At 43.7% G+C, this 18,226-nt stretch carries 18 protein-coding genes; 4 read left to right on the top strand and 14 right to left on the bottom strand.

Translation table 11 applies throughout. The features are described from left to right. The first annotated feature begins 85 nt into the window (after positions 1-85). Positions 86-1,249 (top strand): aminotransferase class V-fold PLP-dependent enzyme, encoded by a 1,164-nt coding sequence (locus ACTNC6_RS00440; protein WP_441042936.1) that lies wholly within the window; start codon positions 86-88, stop codon positions 1,247-1,249. A gap of 11 nt (positions 1,250-1,260) precedes the next feature. Here ACTNC6_RS00440 and ACTNC6_RS00435 read toward each other — a convergent pair whose 3' ends face one another. The 3 genes from ACTNC6_RS00435 to cobI are packed head-to-tail and all read right to left on the bottom strand — an operon-like array spanning position 1,261 to position 3,542. Next, complete coding sequence (locus tag ACTNC6_RS00435; protein ID WP_025578870.1) at positions 1,261-1,992, bottom strand: ABC transporter permease; 732 nt, start codon at positions 1,990-1,992, stop codon at positions 1,261-1,263. Between the two features lie 15 nt (positions 1,993-2,007). Continuing rightward, positions 2,008-2,850, bottom strand: a complete 843-nt coding sequence (locus ACTNC6_RS00430) for an ABC transporter ATP-binding protein (protein ID WP_173743578.1) — start codon at positions 2,848-2,850, stop codon at positions 2,008-2,010. Then, a complete protein-coding gene (gene cobI, locus ACTNC6_RS00425; RefSeq protein WP_186995348.1) occupies positions 2,847-3,542 on the bottom strand; it encodes a precorrin-2 C(20)-methyltransferase in 696 nt (231 codons plus the stop codon). The genes ACTNC6_RS00430 and cobI overlap by 4 nt, the downstream gene beginning before the upstream one ends. 243 nt (positions 3,543-3,785) lie before the next feature. Here cobI and ACTNC6_RS00420 point away from each other — a divergent pair, with 243 nt between their 5' ends. Then, complete coding sequence (locus tag ACTNC6_RS00420) at positions 3,786-4,334, top strand: hypothetical protein (RefSeq protein WP_441033676.1); 549 nt, start codon at positions 3,786-3,788, stop codon at positions 4,332-4,334. Positions 4,335-4,349: 15 nt separating this feature from the next. Here ACTNC6_RS00420 and ACTNC6_RS00415 read toward each other — a convergent pair whose 3' ends face one another. From ACTNC6_RS00415 to ACTNC6_RS00405, 3 genes are all read right to left on the bottom strand, one after another. Next, the gene (locus tag ACTNC6_RS00415) at positions 4,350-5,219 is read right to left on the bottom strand and encodes a mechanosensitive ion channel family protein (protein ID WP_441033673.1); all 870 of its coding nucleotides are present in this window, start codon (positions 5,217-5,219) and stop codon (positions 4,350-4,352) included. Between the two features lie 167 nt (positions 5,220-5,386). Continuing rightward, the gene (locus tag ACTNC6_RS00410; protein ID WP_303242959.1) at positions 5,387-5,665 is read right to left on the bottom strand and encodes a DUF1294 domain-containing protein; all 279 of its coding nucleotides are present in this window, start codon (positions 5,663-5,665) and stop codon (positions 5,387-5,389) included. A 26-nt stretch (positions 5,666-5,691) separates the two neighbouring features. Continuing rightward, the gene (locus ACTNC6_RS00405; RefSeq protein WP_441042935.1) at positions 5,692-5,925 is read right to left on the bottom strand and encodes an HPr family phosphocarrier protein; all 234 of its coding nucleotides are present in this window, start codon (positions 5,923-5,925) and stop codon (positions 5,692-5,694) included. Between the two features lie 142 nt (positions 5,926-6,067). On the opposite strand from ACTNC6_RS00405, the gene ACTNC6_RS00400 reads away from it, so the two are divergent. Next, a complete protein-coding gene (locus ACTNC6_RS00400) occupies positions 6,068-6,964 on the top strand; it encodes a LysR family transcriptional regulator (RefSeq protein ID WP_441033668.1) in 897 nt (298 codons plus the stop codon). A gap of 26 nt (positions 6,965-6,990) precedes the next feature. Here the strand turns inward: ACTNC6_RS00400 and ACTNC6_RS00395 are convergent, their stop codons facing one another. From ACTNC6_RS00395 to dapF, 7 genes are all read right to left on the bottom strand, one after another. Continuing rightward, complete coding sequence (locus ACTNC6_RS00395; RefSeq protein ID WP_441042934.1) at positions 6,991-9,147, bottom strand: Tex family protein; 2,157 nt, start codon at positions 9,145-9,147, stop codon at positions 6,991-6,993. Between the two features lie 43 nt (positions 9,148-9,190). Then, positions 9,191-10,213, bottom strand: coding sequence for a DUF975 family protein (locus tag ACTNC6_RS00390; protein ID WP_441042933.1), 1,023 nt, complete (start codon positions 10,211-10,213; stop codon positions 9,191-9,193). 122 nt (positions 10,214-10,335) lie between these two features. After that, complete coding sequence (locus ACTNC6_RS00385; protein WP_173743587.1) at positions 10,336-11,544, bottom strand: aspartate kinase; 1,209 nt, start codon at positions 11,542-11,544, stop codon at positions 10,336-10,338. A gap of 29 nt (positions 11,545-11,573) precedes the next feature. After that, entirely contained in the window at positions 11,574-12,788 is a 1,215-nt protein-coding gene (locus ACTNC6_RS00380) for a homoserine dehydrogenase (RefSeq protein WP_441042932.1), read from the bottom strand. A gap of 4 nt (positions 12,789-12,792) precedes the next feature. Next, complete coding sequence (locus tag ACTNC6_RS00375) at positions 12,793-13,248, bottom strand: ACT domain-containing protein (protein ID WP_019162909.1); 456 nt, start codon at positions 13,246-13,248, stop codon at positions 12,793-12,795. A gap of 153 nt (positions 13,249-13,401) precedes the next feature. Then, positions 13,402-14,512, bottom strand: a protein-coding gene (gene prfB / locus ACTNC6_RS00370) for a peptide chain release factor 2 (RefSeq protein WP_173743590.1) whose coding sequence is annotated in 2 segments (ribosomal slippage) — positions 13,402-14,436 and positions 14,438-14,512 — 1,110 coding nt in all. Because the reading frame shifts where the segments join, the coding sequence is not laid out codon by codon here. Between the two features lie 119 nt (positions 14,513-14,631). Continuing rightward, on the bottom strand, positions 14,632-15,480 hold the full coding sequence (dapF, locus tag ACTNC6_RS00365) for a diaminopimelate epimerase (protein WP_173743591.1): 849 nt from the start codon (positions 15,478-15,480) through the stop codon (positions 14,632-14,634). Positions 15,481-15,865: 385 nt separating this feature from the next. Here dapF and ACTNC6_RS00360 point away from each other — a divergent pair, with 385 nt between their 5' ends. Beyond that, a complete protein-coding gene (locus ACTNC6_RS00360; protein ID WP_433844830.1) occupies positions 15,866-16,717 on the top strand; it encodes a helix-turn-helix domain-containing protein in 852 nt (283 codons plus the stop codon). 41 nt (positions 16,718-16,758) lie between these two features. Here the strand turns inward: ACTNC6_RS00360 and ACTNC6_RS00355 are convergent, their stop codons facing one another. After that, a complete protein-coding gene (locus ACTNC6_RS00355) occupies positions 16,759-18,225 on the bottom strand; it encodes a sodium-dependent transporter (protein ID WP_441042931.1) in 1,467 nt (488 codons plus the stop codon). Position 18,226: the final 1 nt, after the last annotated feature.

Raw genomic sequence — 18,226 nt, 5'->3', positions numbered from 1 at the left:
ATTGTGATATCCTAGAGCGTGTCTGAGAATGAAGTTAGCAACAATAATAACTATAGTACGATATAAAATACGGGGGATTGTTACTATGAACAAAATCTATCTGGATCAGGCCAGTACGTCTTTTCCTAAGGCGCCATCTGTAGCACAGACAGTTTATGATTACCTGTCAGGCTCTGCTGTAAATGTGAACCGGGGAGGATACCGGGCAGCTTATTCTGTGGAGGAGCAGATTTTTGAGACAAGAGAACAGCTTCTGAAACTCTTTCACTTTACTTCCGGAAAGGGTAAGAATGTTATTTTTACAGAAAATATCACCGCCAGTCTGAATATTCTTCTGAAAGGACTTCTAAAACCCGGCGATCATGTACTTGTAACTGCCATGGAGCATAATGCAGTGATGCGTCCTCTTGTACAGCTGGAGAAACATGGAATTTCTTTTGACAGAATCCCATGCGCTTCTGACGGCAGTCTTCTGCTTGATAGGGCAGCTACACTCCTTCGTCCTGATACTAAGCTTGTTGTCTGTCTTCATGCTTCCAATGTATGCGGAACTGTCATGCCGGCACAGGAAATCGGAAATTTCTGCAAAAAACATGGACTTCTTTTTATTCTGGACACTGCACAGACAGCAGGAACCATTGATATTGATATGGAGAAATATCACATAGACGCACTGACATTTACAGGTCACAAAGGACTCCGAGGGCCACAGGGAACAGGTGGCTTTCTGATCCGCAATGAACTGGCAACGAAAATTGAGCCTCTTATCAGCGGAGGAACAGGAAGCGCCTCTCATTCTGAGGAAGTACCGACCTTTCTTCCGGATCGTTTCGAGCCCGGAACTCCCAATATACCTGGGATTCTGGGACTGCATGCCGCGCTCTGTGATCTGGAGAAACAATCCATGGAAGAAATCCTCAGCCATGAATTAATGCTGACACAATACTTTATAGATGGGATCCTGAATCTGGATCCTGAAGAAAAATTCCTGCGTATGATCGGTAAAAAAAATACTGAAAAACGTTGTGCAGTTGTATCCGTCCAGACCTTACATATGGATATGGCTCAGGCCGCCTTTGAACTGGACAGTACTTACGGAATTATGACAAGAGTTGGCCTTCACTGTGCACCAAATGCACATAAAACCCTTGGAACATACCCGGAAGGTACTCTCCGGTTTTCTTTCGGACCTGAGAATACAAAGCAGGAACTGGATATTGCCTTAGATGCATTATCTGCATTATTTTAAGAAGATTTCAGTTACAGATTTTTCTTCTTATAAATAAACCATGATGCTGCTACAGTAAACACCAGCAAATAAAGGAGCAGAATCCCAATACCAGTGTAATTCACTGCCTCACCTGATGAAATGCTTCTCATCAGATGGCTGGTCTGGGATAATGGCAAGGCTGATACAAACTTGCCTATAAATCCCGGAAGTTTCTCTGTTGAGAAAAAGGTGTTACACAAATATGCCATAGGCATAATGATATAGTTGGAAAATCTCGGCACGTCTGCGTGGTTTTTTGCCAGAAAGGATACTACCACACCGATAGCTGAGAATACTGCTCCGTTCAGGAACATCACCAGAAAGGACCATCCGTTGAAGATCAGTCCGGTCTCAATAGGTGCTGTAAGAAGCAGTATGATTCCTCCTGCATACAGACCGCGCAGGCTTCCCCCGATGATCTGTCCGGCAATAAACTGCCATAAGGGTGTAGGGGAAATCATCACCTGATCAAAAGCCTTCTCATACAGCCTCTGCACATTCAGGTTCTGCGCAATGGCATTAAAGCTTCCGTTCATAGTTGTCAGAGATACCACACCCGGAATCAGAAAGTTCAGGTATGGCTGTCCATGAGAAGTGGTCTGGATTCCCATTCCGAATACGATTAGATACATTAACGGTGCGATCATTGCCGCCAGTGTGATCTTATAGAAATCCCGACGGAATTCTACCCACTTCTCCCATAATATTGTTATAATTCCCATGTTCTTTCTCTCCGGTTATTTTGTATTCAAATGCTTCCCGGCTCTTTCTACAAAGACGTCTTCCAATGTGGTCTCACGAAGAGAGGCCTGGCCTGTAAGTCCTTCCAGGTACCGGATAGCATCCTGTCGTGTATGGAAATAGTGATTCTGTGTTCCATCTGCTGTCATCTCGTCTACTGCATAAGCACCAAGACTTTCGATCAATGCTTGCGGAGTACTTACCTCCTCCAGCTTTCCATGGTCCATCAGTGCCACCCGGTTACAGAGGTTCTGGGCTTCTTCCATATAGTGAGTGGTCAGAAGGATCGTCAGATTTTTCTCATTAAGCTTACGCAGAAGATTCCACATCTGTCTTCTGGAAAGAGCATCCATACCTGCTGTGGGTTCATCCAAAAGCAGAATCTCCGGATCTGTCAGTAATGCCCGACAGACCATCAGCTTACGCTTCATTCCACCGGAAAGCTTACGGACTGTACGTTTGCGAAACTTCAGCAGGTCACAGAACTCCAGAAGTTCTTCTGTTCTTTCTTTTATCTGCTTTCGCGGCATAAAATAGAGCCGTCCCTGGTATTCCATAATCTCATCCATATTCATATCCTGACGCATGGAATATTCCTGGGTGATCACACTGATCTTTCTCTTCAGATCAGGACGTTTTCTTGTAAGCTGCTGACCGTCTATAAGGATTTCTCCCTTTGTGGGAAGAAGAAGGGTTGACAGCAGGCTGATGGTCGTTGTCTTGCCTGCTCCGTTCGGTCCGAGAAGGCCAAAAAATTCCCCTTTTTCAATTTTCAGGTTCAGGGAATCCACAGCTGTAAAATTGTCAAAGGTTTTTGTCAGATCTCTGGTCTCGATCATAATCCTCCATCCTGTTCCTTTGCAATGATCAGAGAATAATAGCCTGCATCATCCGGAATTTCTTCTACACTGTTGTAAATATGCTCATCCGGCATTCCACAGTTCTCCACCATACGGATATTGCGTCCGCTTTTTGCCAGAATTTCCTTTACCTGATTCATCTTTTTGCCGGATTTCATCAGCACATAGGTACCCGGCTGATCCAGTTCACTGTCCAGACGATGTACTGCCGGCTGTACATGTAATGGCTGATTCCACTCTGTGAGAGGAATATTCAGTCTGGCTGCTGTGGCACAGAAAGAGGTAATACCGCTTACAAGTCCGGTCTCATAGCCATCAGCTTCTACTCTCTTCTGTACATAAGTAAATGTGGAATAAATGGTAGGATCCCCAAGAGTCAGAAATACTACATTCTTTCCTGTATCCAGAACAGCCTCCAGAGCTTTGGCTCCCTTCTCATGATTGATTTCAAGCTCCTGTCTGTCATGAGTCATTGGCATATAAATAGGCAGAAGTTCCTTGTCTGCAAGCTCCGGTACTGCCTGGACTGCGATCTTGTATGCCACTGTTTCCTTCACATCTGCACCCGGAACTGCGATCACCTCATTTTCCCTGATCATACGGACTGCCTTCAATGTCATAAGCTCCGGATCTCCAGGGCCAACTCCTACACCATATAAAATTCCTCTCATCTATCTTTTCCTCCTGTATTTTCAACTTTAATATTCGCACGTATTCTCCATTATACTAAAGCAGCAGTTTTTTTTCAATAAGGCATCCGTTTTTCTATATATATTTCCAAATATATTGCTGTTCACTCCGTTCACAGTAACATTTACATAACCATTCAGGTATGCTATAGTAGAAAGCACCACGGCTTCCGGCAATTTTCTTACAGTCCGGAATCTGAAATACAAAGAAAAGAGGAGTTAAAAATGATCAAGAAATCCCATAAATTCTGCTCCATACTGTGTATGGCTTCCATATTTTTTTATATTCTGATCTCATCGAGCCTGTGCTTTGGTGCTTCCGAAGCAAAGGGAATAGAATTTGACAAAGATGATGGTGAATATTCTATAGAAGTGGAGCTGGAGGGCGGCAGCGGCAAAGCCAGCGTCACCTCTCCTACTCTTATTACTGTAAAAAATAAAGCTGCCACCGCCAGAATCCAGTGGAGCAGCTCTAATTATGATTATATGATCGTAGACGGTGAGAAATATCTGCCTGTCAATGAGGACGGCGGAAATTCTGTATTTGAAATCCCGATCCTGGCTGTAGACGAGGCAATGCCGGTAATCGCAGATACTGTAGCTATGGGTGCTCCCAGGGAGATCCAGTATACCCTTACCTTCTACTCTGCCTCCATCGGCTCCAAAAGCCAGATGCCCCAGGAAGCAGCCAAAAGAGTGGTTGCAGTGGCATTGGTGATCATAATAGGCGGAGGCATCCTGAACTACTTTGTAAATAAAAGAAACCGTTGTTAATGATTATCCATCATCTTATGCTTCTGTTTTCTGTTTTTTAACATGAATCTGCAGCTGATTATAAGGAATCTCAATACCATTTGCGTCAAAAGATTCCTTGATCAGCTCATTCAGGCGCCATTTTGCCGGCCAGTATTTATCTGTGGCCACCCACACCCGTAATCCCATGATCACAGCACTTTCTCCCAGCTCATCCACAAATACCACCATTCCCTTATCATCCTTGGTATCTTCATCATTGTGGAGAATATCCTCCAGAAGCTCTTTTGCTTTATGGATATCTGCATCATAGGAAATTCCCACCTTGATCTCCAGCTTTCGCAGATCCCTGGCAGTCACATTGGTAATAATACTGCTTGACAGAGTTCCATTTGGGATCACAATATGCTTATTATCAATAGAAATCAGAGTGGTATAGCAGATTTCAATTTTATATACTGTACCCTCACATTCATTCTGCTGGGCAATGATAATATAATCTCCTACCTGAAATGGCTTAAAAGTAAGAAGAAGGATACCACCTGCAATATTTGCCAGGCCCCCCTGCAAAGCCAGACCTACAGTCACACCGGCAGTACCCAGAAGGGCCGCTACCGAAGACTCTTTCACTCCGAAGTGAGTGGCGATGGTAAATACCAGCAGAATATAAAGGCAGACTCTCAGCAGAGAGCCGATAAACTGCACAACTCCTTTGTCTACAGAAGCCTTTTCCATAGAGGCCTTGATCAGATAGATGATCCATTGGATCACCTTCCTGCCTCCTATAAAGATTAGGATTGCAGCTACAACCTTCAGTCCAAATTTCGTAAGCTCAGGCATATAATCCGTAAAATATTGTCTGTAATTATCTAATATATTAACTGCCTGCTGCACTTCCTGTTCCAAATGATCTACTCCCCTTTCCTGTTCTTCAAAATCAGTAAACTTTTGATTTCAATATGATAGCATAACACGGACCATACTATGTAACAAGAATTTATTTCTGTTCCGGAACCTGTACTGAAATAACCTGAAGAGAGAAAATCCCCGCCAGCCCGGCGGGGATTCACTCTCTATCTCTCCAATATAAATGTTAATGCACACTGGATAACCAATATCAGGGGGATACCCAGATAAAATTTCGCTTTTTTTGTTTTGTGGTGAAAAACATACATTCCCATCCAGGCTCCCAGGGAACCTCCCACTGCTGCCAGAAGCAGCAGTCGGGATTCAGGAATGCGCCATCTGCCCGATCTCGCTCTCTGCTTATCTATACCATAGACCAAAAACGTACAGATATTAACAGCGATCAGATACACCCAGATTGGCTGTGCTACTGTTATTCCTGTCATAATCCCTCCTGTCCGGACAGTTTCCCTCAGCTCTGCAGACTCAGGACAACTGCCTCAAAATTCTCATCAAAGCCATCATATTTCAGCTCCAGCGGCTCTTCCACCCCCAGACTTAACACACCCAGAATAGACTTAGCATCAATAAAAAGCTTTCCTTTTGCTACAATATCAATATCAAAGGGACATTTCACTGCCGCACTTACCAGCTTCTTTGCTTCTTCCACATCATTGATCCTGATTATTTTGTTTGTCTCTTTCATATTTCATAATCTCCTGATTTTATACTTTTTTGTTGCTTTTTCGTCCACGTGGTATTATACTTGTTACCACATCTGAATACCAACATAAAATTTCTATATCAGTTATCACAAATTTATATATTTAAGAAGGAGTTTATAAAGCATGATCCTTGATTACTATCGTATTTTTTACTATGTTGCTCAGTATAAAAGCTTTTCCAAAGCTGCCGAGGTAATGGGAAATAATCAGCCCAATATTACCCGCTGTATGAACATTCTGGAAAATGAGCTGGGCTGCAAACTGTTCATCCGCTCCAACAGAGGTGTCCAGCTTACAGTAGAAGGAGAACGCCTTCATAACCATGTGTCCATCGCCATGGAGCAGCTTGTGGCCGGAGAAAATGAACTTCTGAAAGAAAAGGGTCTGGAAAGCGGTCTGGTAAATATCGGAGCCAGCGAAACTGCCCTCCGTCTGATCCTGCTGACAGAACTGGAATCCTTTCATCACCAGTATCCCCATGTAAAGCTGCGCATCTCCAACCACTCCACGCCACAGGCAATACAGGCTTTGGAAAATGGTCTGGTGGATTTTGCAGTGATCACCACACCTATTGCATTGAAAAAGCCACTGCAGAGAATCCCCCTCTTTTCTTTCCGCGAGATTCTGCTGGGAGGACCGGAATTTGCAGATATAGCCTCCACTCCTCATCACCTGGCAGATCTCCAGGATATCCCTCTGGTGGGAATCGGTCCCGGTACCAGCACTCATGAGCTTTATACTCAATTTTTTATGCGTCACAATCTGCCCTTTTCACCGGATATGGAGGTTGCCACCACAGATCAGGTATTCCCCCTGATCCAGCACAACCTGGGCATTGGCTTTTTCCCGGAGGCTCTGTCTGCAGAACATATTGCCATGGGAAAAGTTGTACAGATCCCTCTTCTGGAAGCTTTGCCCGAACGAAAGATCTGTCTGATCCGCAATGTAAAGCGTCCCCAGAGTATTGCCGCCCGCTGCCTGGAAGAGCACCTTACCTCACACCGTGAAAAGGCAGAATAACAGATACACAGGCAGCAAAGCTTTCATTAATTTAGCCCCTTCATAGACAGGCTGATACGTTTCTTCTTCAGATCAACGCCAATTACCTTTACATCCACAACATCTCCCACGCTCACTGCTTCCAGTGGGTGCTTGATGAATCTCTCTGTCATCTGGGAGATATGTACCAGACCGTCCTGATGTACGCCGATATCTACGAAAGCACCGAAATCAATAACATTACGGACGGTTCCCTTCAGAATCATTCCTTCCTTCAGGTCTTTCATTTCCAGCACATCAGAGCGGAGAATTGGCTTGGGCATATCCTCACGAGGGTCACGGGCCGGCTTCTCCAGCTCCTTCACAATATCCCTGAGGGTGATCTCACCGATTCCAAGTTCTTTGGCCATCTTCTTATAATCTCTTACCAGAAGTGAAAGCCCCAGCAGATTTCCTGCTGCAACATCCTTTGTCTTGTAGCCCAGCTTATCCAGAAGTGCACCTGCAGCCGCATAGCTCTCAGGATGTACGCTGGTAGCATCCAGCGGATTCTTTCCTCCTGAAATACGCATGAAACCGGCACACTGTTCATATGCCTTTGGTCCTAATTTAGCAACCTTGAGAAGCTCTTTTCGGTCTGTAAACTGTCCATTTTCCTCTCTGTAAGCTACAATATTCTTTGCGATCACCTTACTGATACCTGAAATATACTCCAATAGGGAAGCAGACGCTGTATTCAAATCAACGCCAACCTTATTTACGCAGTCTTCTACCACACCACTCAAAGCCTCATCCAGCTTTTTCTGGTTCATATCATGCTGATACTGGCCTACACCAATGGATTTTGGGTCGATCTTTACCAGCTCAGCCAGCGGATCCTGTACTCGTCTGGCAATGGAAGCTGCACTTCTCTGTCCCACATCAAAGTTAGGGAATTCCTCTGTGGCAAGCTTACTTGCAGAATATACAGAAGCACCTGCCTCGTTGGTGATCACATACTGTACCTTCTTCTCCGGAATCTCCTTAAGCATATCTACGATCACCTGCTCAGATTCACGGCAGGCAGTTCCATTACCTACAGAAATCAGGGAAACCCCATATTTATCGATCATTTTCTCTACCGTGTCCTTGGCAGCACGGATCTTCTTCTCTGTGGTAGGCGCTGTAGGATATACCACTGTGGTATCCAGAACCTTTCCGGTTGCATCTACAACAGCCAGCTTGCAGCCTGTACGGAATGCAGGGTCCCAGCCCAGCACAACTTTCCCTGCAATTGGAGGCTGCATGAGAAGCTGCTCCAGATTTTTGCCAAATACATGGATAGCACCATCCTCTGCCTTGTCTGTAAGGTCACTGCGGATTTCTCTCTCAATTGCCGGACCAATAAGACGCTTATAGCTGTCCTCTGTCACTTCCTTCAGAATAGGGGTAGTATTAGGATTATCACCGGTGATCACTCTTTTGTTCAGATATCGGAGAATATCCTCCTCCGGTGCGTTCACCTTTACAGTGATAAATTTTTCCTTTTCTCCTCTGTTTAATGCCAGAATTCTGTGACCTGCAAGCTTTTTCACCGGCTCTTCGAAATCATAATACATTTCATATACAGACTGCGCTTCCGGATCCTTGGCTGTGGAGGAAATACTTCCGTTTTTCGCTGTGATATTACGGATATAAATACGGTAATCTGCCTCATCGGAAATACGCTCTGCAATAATATCTTTTGCGCCGTTTAAAGCCTCTTTTACATTCTTAACGCCCTTTTCTTCAGAAACATAGGCTTCTGCTTCCTCTTCCACTGTCTTTTCTGTCATCTGCTGCAGGATAATATCAGCCAGAGGCTCCAGTCCCTTCTCTTTTGCAATGGTAGCACGGGTGCGGCGTTTCGGACGGTATGGACGATAAAGATCCTCTACCACTACCAGGGTCTGGGCATCCAAAATCTGTTTCTTCAGCTCAGCTGTCAGTTTACCCTGATCCTCAATGCTCTTTAATACCTGATTCTTCTTATCCTCCAGATTTCTCAGATAAGACATCCTCTCATAAAGGGTACGGAGCTGCTCATCATTCAGAGAACCTGTGGCCTCTTTTCTGTATCGTGAAATAAAGGGGATCGTGTTTCCCTCGTCAATCAGCTTGACTGCAGCTTCCACCTGCCATTTTTCTACTTTTAATTCCTGTGTAATTACCTGAATAATATCCATATAGTTTCTTCTATTCTCCTCTTATCGGTTTACTGTATAATGCTTACTTGATTCGGTTAAAGTATTCATCCCAGGGTTTTGGCTCGTTGTCCTCTTCCTCCGGTTGTTCTTCCTGAGGTTTCTTTTCCTCCTGAATCTCCTCTGCCGTCTGTGGCTGTTCTGTGCTTTCGTTATCCGCACTTTCCCGGGATTCAGAATCCGGCTGTATATTCCATAAGTCTGCCTTCTCAGCTCTGTCATCCTGGTCTGCCTCTGGATTTACAATTGCCTCCGCCTCTGTATCCACAGATTTAAAGTATGGTTCCGACTGATAACCATAAGTCGGAGGCTCAGTTTCTCCCGATCTCTTCAATTCCCCTTTCAGATCACGGTAGAACATGGTCTCTGTCATAGTCATATAAGGCATGATCCATAAAAGTGCAATATAAAATGTAAAAACAGAAAGGAACATAAGTGGAACAAAGCTAAGCTTCAGCAGAAAATATCTCCAAAAATTCCCTCTCATCATCTCTATGCTTTCCTTCAGTGCATCCATCCCCTTTGTCTGAGGATTATCAGCCAGAATATAATAGGTCATTTCCAGCGGAATCGTAATGATCTCATAAACAACAGTTCCGATAATCATCAGCACCCCACTTTTCACAGCCATCTCCATCAGCAGATTCATATCTGAGATGTCTGTGGGAAGTGAATATCCATAGATCGTATACGGAAGCATGGTCAGCACATTGATAAATGCCAGCACAAAGGTTGCTGTGATCACTCTGTCCGGATATTTCTTAAAAAAATAAAACAGATCATTCAGTGAAAACTCTTTGTTTCTGGCAATATTCAGGTACATATAGAGCATTCCTGCCGAAATCACGTTGATCAGAATACTGATAATAAAACTAAATACATATCCCAAAGCTATATTCAGCTTAGAATTTTCCGGAAACAATGTGTTGGAAATCCATCCGCTTCCAAAACTTAAAATGATCAATACAACAAACGCCAGGATCACGGTTCCCATCTTTTCCGCCAATGCCTCCCGGGCACGTTTCTTTAATTCTTTTGTTGGTGTCATGAAAAACTCCTCTTCAATAACTAACCTGCGATGTCATAATCTTTATAACGCCGCAGGTTTTGCAGGATTCTTATCATCAGCGGATAAATCATCCGCTTCACTATTTGCCTGATTCAGTTCTGTCAGTCTGCCAGATTAAATGCATCATGTACTGCATTCATGGCACGTACTCCATCCTTCTCACTGATCAGCACAGTTACACGGATTTCAGAGGTGGAGATCATATTAATATTTACACCTTCATTATAAAGGCTTTCAAACATTTTTGCGGCAACACCGGGATTACTCATCATCCCCGCACCTACGATAGAAAGCTTGGCAATATTTCTCTCTGCATGGAGCTCCACATATCCCAGACGTGCCTGATTTGCTTCCAGCACTGCCATGGCATCATCCAGATCATTCTCATTGACCGTAAAGGAGATATCCTTGGTACCCGCTCGTCCGATAGACTGCAGGATCACATCTACATTAATATTCTTTTTTGCAAGTGTATCAAATAATTTAAAAGCAACACCGGGGGTGTCCTTCAATCCGATTACTGCGATCCGCACTGCATCTGTATCCAGCGCCACACCGCTGATCAACATTCTTTCCACTGTAACTTCCTCCTTTACTACAGTTCCCTCGCTGTTATTCAGGCTGGAGCGCACAACCAGCGGCACTCCATATTTTTTGGCCATTTCCACGGAACGGTTATGAAGTACCCCTGCACCAAGAGTTGCCAGATCCAGCATCTCATCATAAGTGATCTCCTTAAGCTTTCTCGCCTTTGGAACCTTACGCGGGTCTGCAGTGTATACACCATCCACATCCGTATAGATCTCGCAGGCATCTGCATGGAGTGCTGCTGCCAGAGCTACTGCTGTTGTATCGGAACCGCCTCTTCCCAGAGTAGTATAGTCATCATATTTATTGACTCCCTGAAAACCGGTGACAACTACAATTTTCCTGTTTTCCAGTTCTCTTTTAATACGTTCTGTATCAATTCTTTTCAGTCTTGCATTCCCATGGGTACTGGTAGTATGCATGGAAACCTGAAAAGCATTCAGGGATACAGCGGGAATTCCCAGTTTGTCCAGTGCCATAGCCATCAATGCCACAGACATCTGCTCTCCGATGGTAAAAAGCATATCCATCTCTCTTTTAGGAGGTTTCTCATTTACATCCTTTGCCATAGTGATCAGTTCATCTGTATATTTTCCCATTGCAGACAGAACTACCACCACATCGTTTCCCTTCCTGTACTCTTCAATACAGCGGGCAGCCACATTGAAAATACGTTCTTTATTTGCAACAGAAGTTCCGCCAAATTTCTTGACAATCAACATTATTTCTTACTTCCTCCATTATCCCTATATCAGTCTTTCACTCTGATTTTTGCAAGGACTTTATCCCCCAGCTTTTCAGCCTTCGCACAAAATTCTCCCTGTGTCATATCCGTTGTAATAAAAGCACATTCCTCCGGCAGCTGATCCAGACAGATCATCTCTGCATTTTCAAATACTTCCTTCGCTTCCTCTGCAGCTTCTTTTTTGACTCTTACAAAAAATCTTCCGGATACCTGATCCAGTGGTCTCAACTTTGCAGGAGTACTGTTCCAGTTGGTAAAAATATTAGTATGGAGATGCTTAGCAGCGTCTACAATATCTCCCACTACTGCGCTTGCAGTAGGAAGCTTACCTGCACCACTTCCATAGAACATTGCATCTCCCAGCATATTTCCATGTACAAAGACTGCATTAAATACATCATTCACACTGTAAAGTGGACTGTTCCTGCCGATCAGGAAAGGAGCTACCATTGCATAACAGGTACCATCTGCATTTCTGCGGCTTGTGCCCAAAAGTTTAATGGTTCTGCCCAGCTTTGCAGCATACTCCATATCCTCAGGCGTAATTTTTGTGATGCCCTCTGTATAAATATCCTTATAATCAAAATATTCACTGTATGCCAGAGAAGACAAGATTGCTATTTTGCGGCATGCATCATATCCCTCTACATCTGCTGTGGGATCTGCTTCCGCGTAGCCTTTCTGCTGTGCTTCCTTTAAAACAGTATCAAACTCACAGCCCTCTGTACTCATTTTATAAAGCATGTAATTCGTAGTACCATTAAGGATACCTGTTACCTCATCGATCTCATCTCCGGTAAGAGAAGAATTGATCACACGGATAATCGGAATACCGCCGCCGCAGCTTGCCTCAAATAAGAAATTAATACTCTTTTCTCTGGCAATATCCATCAGCTCGCGTCCCTTGTCCGCAACCAGTGCCTTATTGGAGGTGCAGACATTTTTTCCTGCCAGAAGTGCTTTTTTGACAAAAGTATACGCAGGCTCCACGCCTCCCATTACTTCCACAACAATATCCACTTCCGGATCATTAACAATCTGTTCGTAATCGTGAACCAGGATTTTCTCCACCGGATCTCCCGGAAAATCCCTCAGATCAAGAACATATTTAACATTGATTTCCTGTCCGGCACGTTTGTTAATACTCTCGTGGTTTGTATTGATAACCTCTACCACACCGCTGCCTACTGTGCCGTATCCTAAAACTGCTACATTGATCATTTTTTTACTCCCTGCCTAATATTTTCAGATAGTGAATTCCCTCACTGTGCTCAATGGTATCTACCATTCCCTCTGCATCTCCCTCACCCGGAAGAATATCCACACTCAATGTAAGTGTTGCCACTCCATTGATGGGAATACTCTGATGAATGGTAAGGATATTTCCGTGAAACCGGGCAATTGTCTGCAGGACAACGGACAAAAGTCCGGGCTCATCATCCATCTGGATGATAAATGTGATGGTTTTTCCCTTGGTTTCCTCATGGAATGGGAATATATCATCCTTATATTTGTAAAAGGAGCTCCTGCTGATATCGGTCTGCTCTGCTGCGTCCTGAACTGTGCTGACTTTACCGGAATCCAGAAGCTTTTTCGCCTCTACTACTTTCAGAAGGACTTCAGGCACTGCCCGCTCCCTCACCACATAATATTTCTTCTTTTCTGCTGGAGTTTTTGACATATCTCTCTCCTGTCTGTTTCTTAAAGACATTTGTTTTTATACACTGGATATGTTACCATACACGAATTAAATCTGCAATCATTTTATAAATAAAAGAAGCTGCCGCAACAGACACATTGACAGCAGCTTCAGACACTCAATCTCTAAATGCGCTTATTTCTTCAGTGCGATCCATTTCAGATATGCATTGATGAAAAGATCAATGCCTCCATCCAGCACTGCATCCACGTTTCCGGTTTCCTCGTTGGTACGATGATCCTTGACCATAGTATATGGCTGCATAACGTAAGAACGGATCTGGTTGCCCCAGCCGATATCTGTCACTTCTCCACGGATACCGGAAAGCTTTGCTTCCGCTTCCTGCTGTTTGAGAAGATACAGTTTGGCTTTCAGCATCTGCATGGCTTTGTCCTTATTCATATGCTGGGAACGTTCATTCTGACACTGTACCACAATTCCTGTAGGGAAATGTGTAATACGGATAGCAGAAGACGTTTTGTTGATATGCTGACCGCCGGCGCCACTGCTTCGGTAGGTATCAATACGGATATCCTCATCATTGATCTCCACATCCAGATCCTTCTCAATATCCGGCATAACATCACAGGATACAAAAGAAGTCTGACGCTTACCTGCAGCATTAAAAGGAGAAATACGTACCAGACGATGTACACCCTTCTCAGATTTCAGATATCCATAGGCATTGGTTCCGTTCACCTGGAAGGTTACTGACTTAATACCAGCCTCATCTCCGTCCAGATAATCCAGTACCTCCATGGAAAATCCCTTCTTATCTGCCCAACGGCAATACATACGGTAAAGCATACTACACCAGTCACAGGCCTCTGTACCACCTGCTCCGGCATTCAGCTTGATAATGGCATTCTCACTGTCATACTCTCCGGAAAGAAGAGTCTTGATCCGGATACTGTCAAAGTTCCTCTGGAATTCATCCAGCATTTCCTGAATCTCAGGAATCAATTCCGGATCGTTCTCCTCATAACCCATTTCAATCATGGTTTCCATATCCTCCATCTGCGTTACCAGACTCTGATAGGTCTCCATGTCATCCTTCATATCTTTTAATTCTTTCATCTTCTTCTGGGAAACTTCTGCATCATCCCAGAAATCCGGCGCTTCCATCTCACGCTCTAATTCTTCGACCTTCTGCTCCTTATTAGCCAGGTCAAAGTGAATCCCTCACTTCCACTAATGGTTCTGTGTATGTTGCAAGAATGCTCTTGAACTGATCTAATTCAACCACAGCTTCACCCACTTTCTTATTTTATTTCAATTTACTCACTCTCTGGTGGTAACTCTCCAAAGATAATAGCATACCATTGAAAAAAATACAAATGAAATCTGTATGGAAAATATCAATCCTTATGAGAAAAAGCTCTCTGCCACACTGACATCTGCAATGTACCCTACAGTTCCTGTCATGTAGATAGTCTCATCCTCTGCAATATCAATCTGTATCATACCGCCAGGCTGGTTTACATTAATCCTGGATTCTACCAGTCCCAGCTTATAGGCTGCCATTGCAGCTGCACAGCTTCCGGTACCGGAAGCCTTGGTATATCCGGAGCCCCTCTCCCAGATCTCAATATCCAGATTTCCTTTATCAATCTGATGGCAGATCTGCAGATTCATTCTCTCCGGAAATTCATCTGCATTTTCTACATAAGGTCCCAGGTTCTTTACCTGATCTTCGCTGACCTGATCTGTAAAAATAATACAATGGGGATTTCCTACAGTCAGGCAGGTAGCCTTATATTCCTTCTTATTAAAAATAAAGGATTCATTAATCACTTCTCGCATTTCCCCTGTTACAGGAATTTCCCTGGAAACAAAGGAAGCCTTGCCCATATTCACCCGGAATTCCGTGGCACGGCCATTCAGACATTCAACATGAATAGTTCCTGACAGAGTTTCAATATCAAATTTTTTCTCCGTCACATATCCCTGATCCATCAGATATTTGGCAAAAATACGTACTCCGTTACCACTGATCGCAGATTCACTTCCATCTGCATTATAAATGCGGACACCCAGCTTTCCTTCCATCTCCACCGGTCCATACAACACACCATCTGCGCCAAGCCCAAAACCTCTCTGGCAGAGAAGTGCCACCTTTTTTCCCTGAAGCTCAACTTTGTTTTTCTTTGGATCCAGGATCAGATAATCATTTCCAAGCCCTTGATATTTACTCATAATAATTGTATGATTCATAATTTTATTCCCCTTTACCTTAACAATGAAACGAAAATCAAAAAATATTTTGCATCCAGTTTTATTTTCTATTATTATATATTTAATTTTTTACTATGTATATAGATTAAACTGCGCTTTATATTGCAAATAGTGCGGTAATAACAAAAAAAGACTGCCATACCAACTTCCTGATATCACAGTCTTTCCCATACGCATCACCTGCCTATTCAGTTTTCTATTTCTTTACCCATTCGAAATAGTTACAAAGCTTTTCTATTAACTTTGTGTTTTTATGATACTATTATCTTTATCTAATGTCAATATTTTTATAGCATATTTTTTTCATCTTACTCTTGCAGTATTACAAGAGCAAATGATATGATATGGAAAGGAGGATAGACAAATGTTTTTCACAGATCGAAATGAACCATCCGAAAAAACAGGATATCTCAACGAAGCCTTCCGACTTTTTCATCTCAGGGATCAGGCCAGCCGGGAGTTTTCCTGGCATTATCATGATTTTCATAAAGTAGTGATCTTTCTCTCCGGCAAAGCCACCTACCATATTGAAGGCAGGTCATACCCTCTGAAGCCCTGGGATATTCTTCTTGTAGACAGACATGCCATTCACAGACCGGAGATTGATTCTTCTGTTTCCTATGAACGCTTCATCCTCTGGATCCAGAATGATATTCCCCATCAGGAACTGCTCAGCTGCTTCCAGAAGGCCAGAGACCGCAGCTACAACCTTATCCGCCTGAGCTCCGATCTCCAGGAAAAATTAAAGGAAACTCTCTTCCAGCTTGAAGACTCTGCCAGAACCCATGCCTTCGGACAGGAGATCCTGACCCAGGCGCTGTTCCAGGAATTTATGGTATATCTCAACCGGATTTTTCTGGAAAAACAATATATTTATGATAAGAAATCCTATTCCTACGACTCACAGATTGCCAGCCTTCTCCAGTATATCAATCACAATCTGCAGGCAGATCTGTCTGTGGAAAAGCTTGCCGCCAGATATTATGTAAGTAAATATCATCTTATGCGCAAATTCAAAGAAGAAACCGGATATACCCTTCACAACTATATCGTAAGCAAACGCCTTCTTATGGCCAGATCCCTTATTGACCAGGGAATGCCTGTGATCAAAGCCGCCCAGGAAAGTGGTTTTGCAGAATACAGTACTTTTTCCAGAGCCTACCGCAAACAATTCCAACAGTCTCCCGGAGCATCCAAAAAGCAGCAGACCCTCTGAGTCATCCCAGAGTGATCTGCTGCTTTTTCTCTTACATTAATTTATCTTTTTCTTTTCCTTGTGCCAAATGCACAATAAAACACAAAACCAAGCAGTGCCAGTGCTACGATCATCCAGCCAGCCAGCACTCCTGCTCCCATACCTACAAATTTATCATAATATCCCTTAAGATAAATCACGATTACAATAGCGGGAATGCCATAAGCTACATAACCTCTCAGGCTCTTGGGAAATTTCATTCCTGCACCTGCATTGGCTTCTGCAATAAAATTATCCCATCCCCAGCCATTTTTTCTGGTACAGAACAAAAGATATCCCAGACTGCCCAGTGGCAGAAGGTTATTGGAGACAATAAAATCCTCCAGATCCATAATGGTGCTTCCCTCTCCCAAAGGCTGAATATCAGACCATACATTGAATCCCAGCACACATGGAAGACTTAACAATATTACCAGAATCGCACACACCAATACACTTTTCTTACGATTCCATCCAAACATTTCCATATTAAATGCGATCAGATTCTCAAATACAGCAATGATCGTTGAAATCGCTGCAAAACTGAGGAAAAGGAAAAACAGGCTTCCCCACAGCACCCCTCCGCTCATTTTCGCAAAAATATTGGGCAAAGTGATAAAAATCAGGCTTGGGCCTGCATCCGGCTGGATTCCATAGGAAAAACATGCCGGGATAATAATAAATCCTGCTGTCAGTGCCACAAAGGTATCCAGCACTGTAATGCTTACAGCCTCCCCTGTGAGACTTCTGGATTTATCCAGATAGCTTCCGAAGATCAGCATGGCACCGATACCTATGGACAGAGTAAAGAACGACTGGCTCAATGCCGCAAAGATCACATTTCCCAGTCCTGCATCTCTGATTTTCTGAAAGTCAGGAATAAGGTAGAATTTAATTCCCTCACCGGCTCCGTCCATCATCACAGAATGAACTGCCAGGACCAGCATAATGATCAGCAAAGCGCTCATCATTACCTTGGTAATTTTCTCAATACCATTCTGCAATCCCATGAAGCAGACGATAAAGCCTATTACACAGACAATCACCATCCACAGGATCATGGTAGGTGCATCTCCCATCATATTGGAAAAAGCCCCTGCAACAGCCTCGGTATCCGCTCCCACAAAATCTCCCCGCAGGCTTTTGAAGCAGTAATACAGCATCCATCCGCCTACGGTAGTGTAAAACATCATCAGCATATAGCAGCCGATAATGCCTATGTATTTCAGAGGTTTCCAGCAGGTTCCCTCCGGTGCCAGCCTGTCAAAGCATTTTGCAACACTGACATGGCTTCCACGACCTACAGCAAACTCTGACACCAGCACCGGAATTCCCAGGATTACCAGGAAACACAAATAAATCAAAATAAAGGCTGCTCCGCCATATGCTCCGCATATATATGGAAACTTCCACACATTTCCTATACCAATGGCACATCCTGCAGACACCAGGATAAAGCCAAGACGGGAGCCAAAAGACTCTCTTTTCATA

The sequence above is a fragment of the Blautia sp. HCP3S3_C4 genome (assembly GCF_052064095.1).
Lineage (GTDB): Bacteria > Bacillota > Clostridia > Lachnospirales > Lachnospiraceae > Blautia_A.
This window is presented reverse-complemented; position numbering and strand designations above follow the sequence as displayed.

What these genes read in the sequence shown, in the direction of transcription:
- ACTNC6_RS00440 (WP_441042936.1), top strand. Translation starts at nt 86, where the DNA reads ATGAACAAAATCTATCTGGATCAGGCCAGTACGTCTTTTCCTAAGGCG.
- ACTNC6_RS00435 (WP_025578870.1), bottom strand. Translation starts at nt 1,992, where the DNA reads ATGGGAATTATAACAATATTATGGGAGAAGTGGGTAGAATTCCGTCGG.
- ACTNC6_RS00430 (WP_173743578.1), bottom strand. Translation starts at nt 2,850, where the DNA reads ATGATCGAGACCAGAGATCTGACAAAAACCTTTGACAATTTTACAGCT.
- cobI (WP_186995348.1), bottom strand. Translation starts at nt 3,542, where the DNA reads ATGAGAGGAATTTTATATGGTGTAGGAGTTGGCCCTGGAGATCCGGAG.
- ACTNC6_RS00420 (WP_441033676.1), top strand. Translation starts at nt 3,786, where the DNA reads ATGATCAAGAAATCCCATAAATTCTGCTCCATACTGTGTATGGCTTCC.
- ACTNC6_RS00410 (WP_303242959.1), bottom strand. Translation starts at nt 5,665, where the DNA reads ATGACAGGAATAACAGTAGCACAGCCAATCTGGGTGTATCTGATCGCT.
- ACTNC6_RS00405 (WP_441042935.1), bottom strand. Translation starts at nt 5,925, where the DNA reads ATGAAAGAGACAAACAAAATAATCAGGATCAATGATGTGGAAGAAGCA.
- ACTNC6_RS00400 (WP_441033668.1), top strand. Translation starts at nt 6,068, where the DNA reads ATGATCCTTGATTACTATCGTATTTTTTACTATGTTGCTCAGTATAAA.
- ACTNC6_RS00395 (WP_441042934.1), bottom strand. Translation starts at nt 9,147, where the DNA reads ATGGATATTATTCAGGTAATTACACAGGAATTAAAAGTAGAAAAATGG.
- ACTNC6_RS00390 (WP_441042933.1), bottom strand. Translation starts at nt 10,213, where the DNA reads ATGACACCAACAAAAGAATTAAAGAAACGTGCCCGGGAGGCATTGGCG.
- ACTNC6_RS00385 (WP_173743587.1), bottom strand. Translation starts at nt 11,544, where the DNA reads ATGTTGATTGTCAAGAAATTTGGCGGAACTTCTGTTGCAAATAAAGAA.
- ACTNC6_RS00380 (WP_441042932.1), bottom strand. Translation starts at nt 12,788, where the DNA reads ATGATCAATGTAGCAGTTTTAGGATACGGCACAGTAGGCAGCGGTGTG.
- ACTNC6_RS00375 (WP_019162909.1), bottom strand. Translation starts at nt 13,248, where the DNA reads ATGTCAAAAACTCCAGCAGAAAAGAAGAAATATTATGTGGTGAGGGAG.
- dapF (WP_173743591.1), bottom strand. Translation starts at nt 15,480, where the DNA reads ATGAATCATACAATTATTATGAGTAAATATCAAGGGCTTGGAAATGAT.
- ACTNC6_RS00360 (WP_433844830.1), top strand. Translation starts at nt 15,866, where the DNA reads ATGTTTTTCACAGATCGAAATGAACCATCCGAAAAAACAGGATATCTC.
- ACTNC6_RS00355 (WP_441042931.1), bottom strand. Translation starts at nt 18,225, where the DNA reads ATGAAAAGAGAGTCTTTTGGCTCCCGTCTTGGCTTTATCCTGGTGTCT.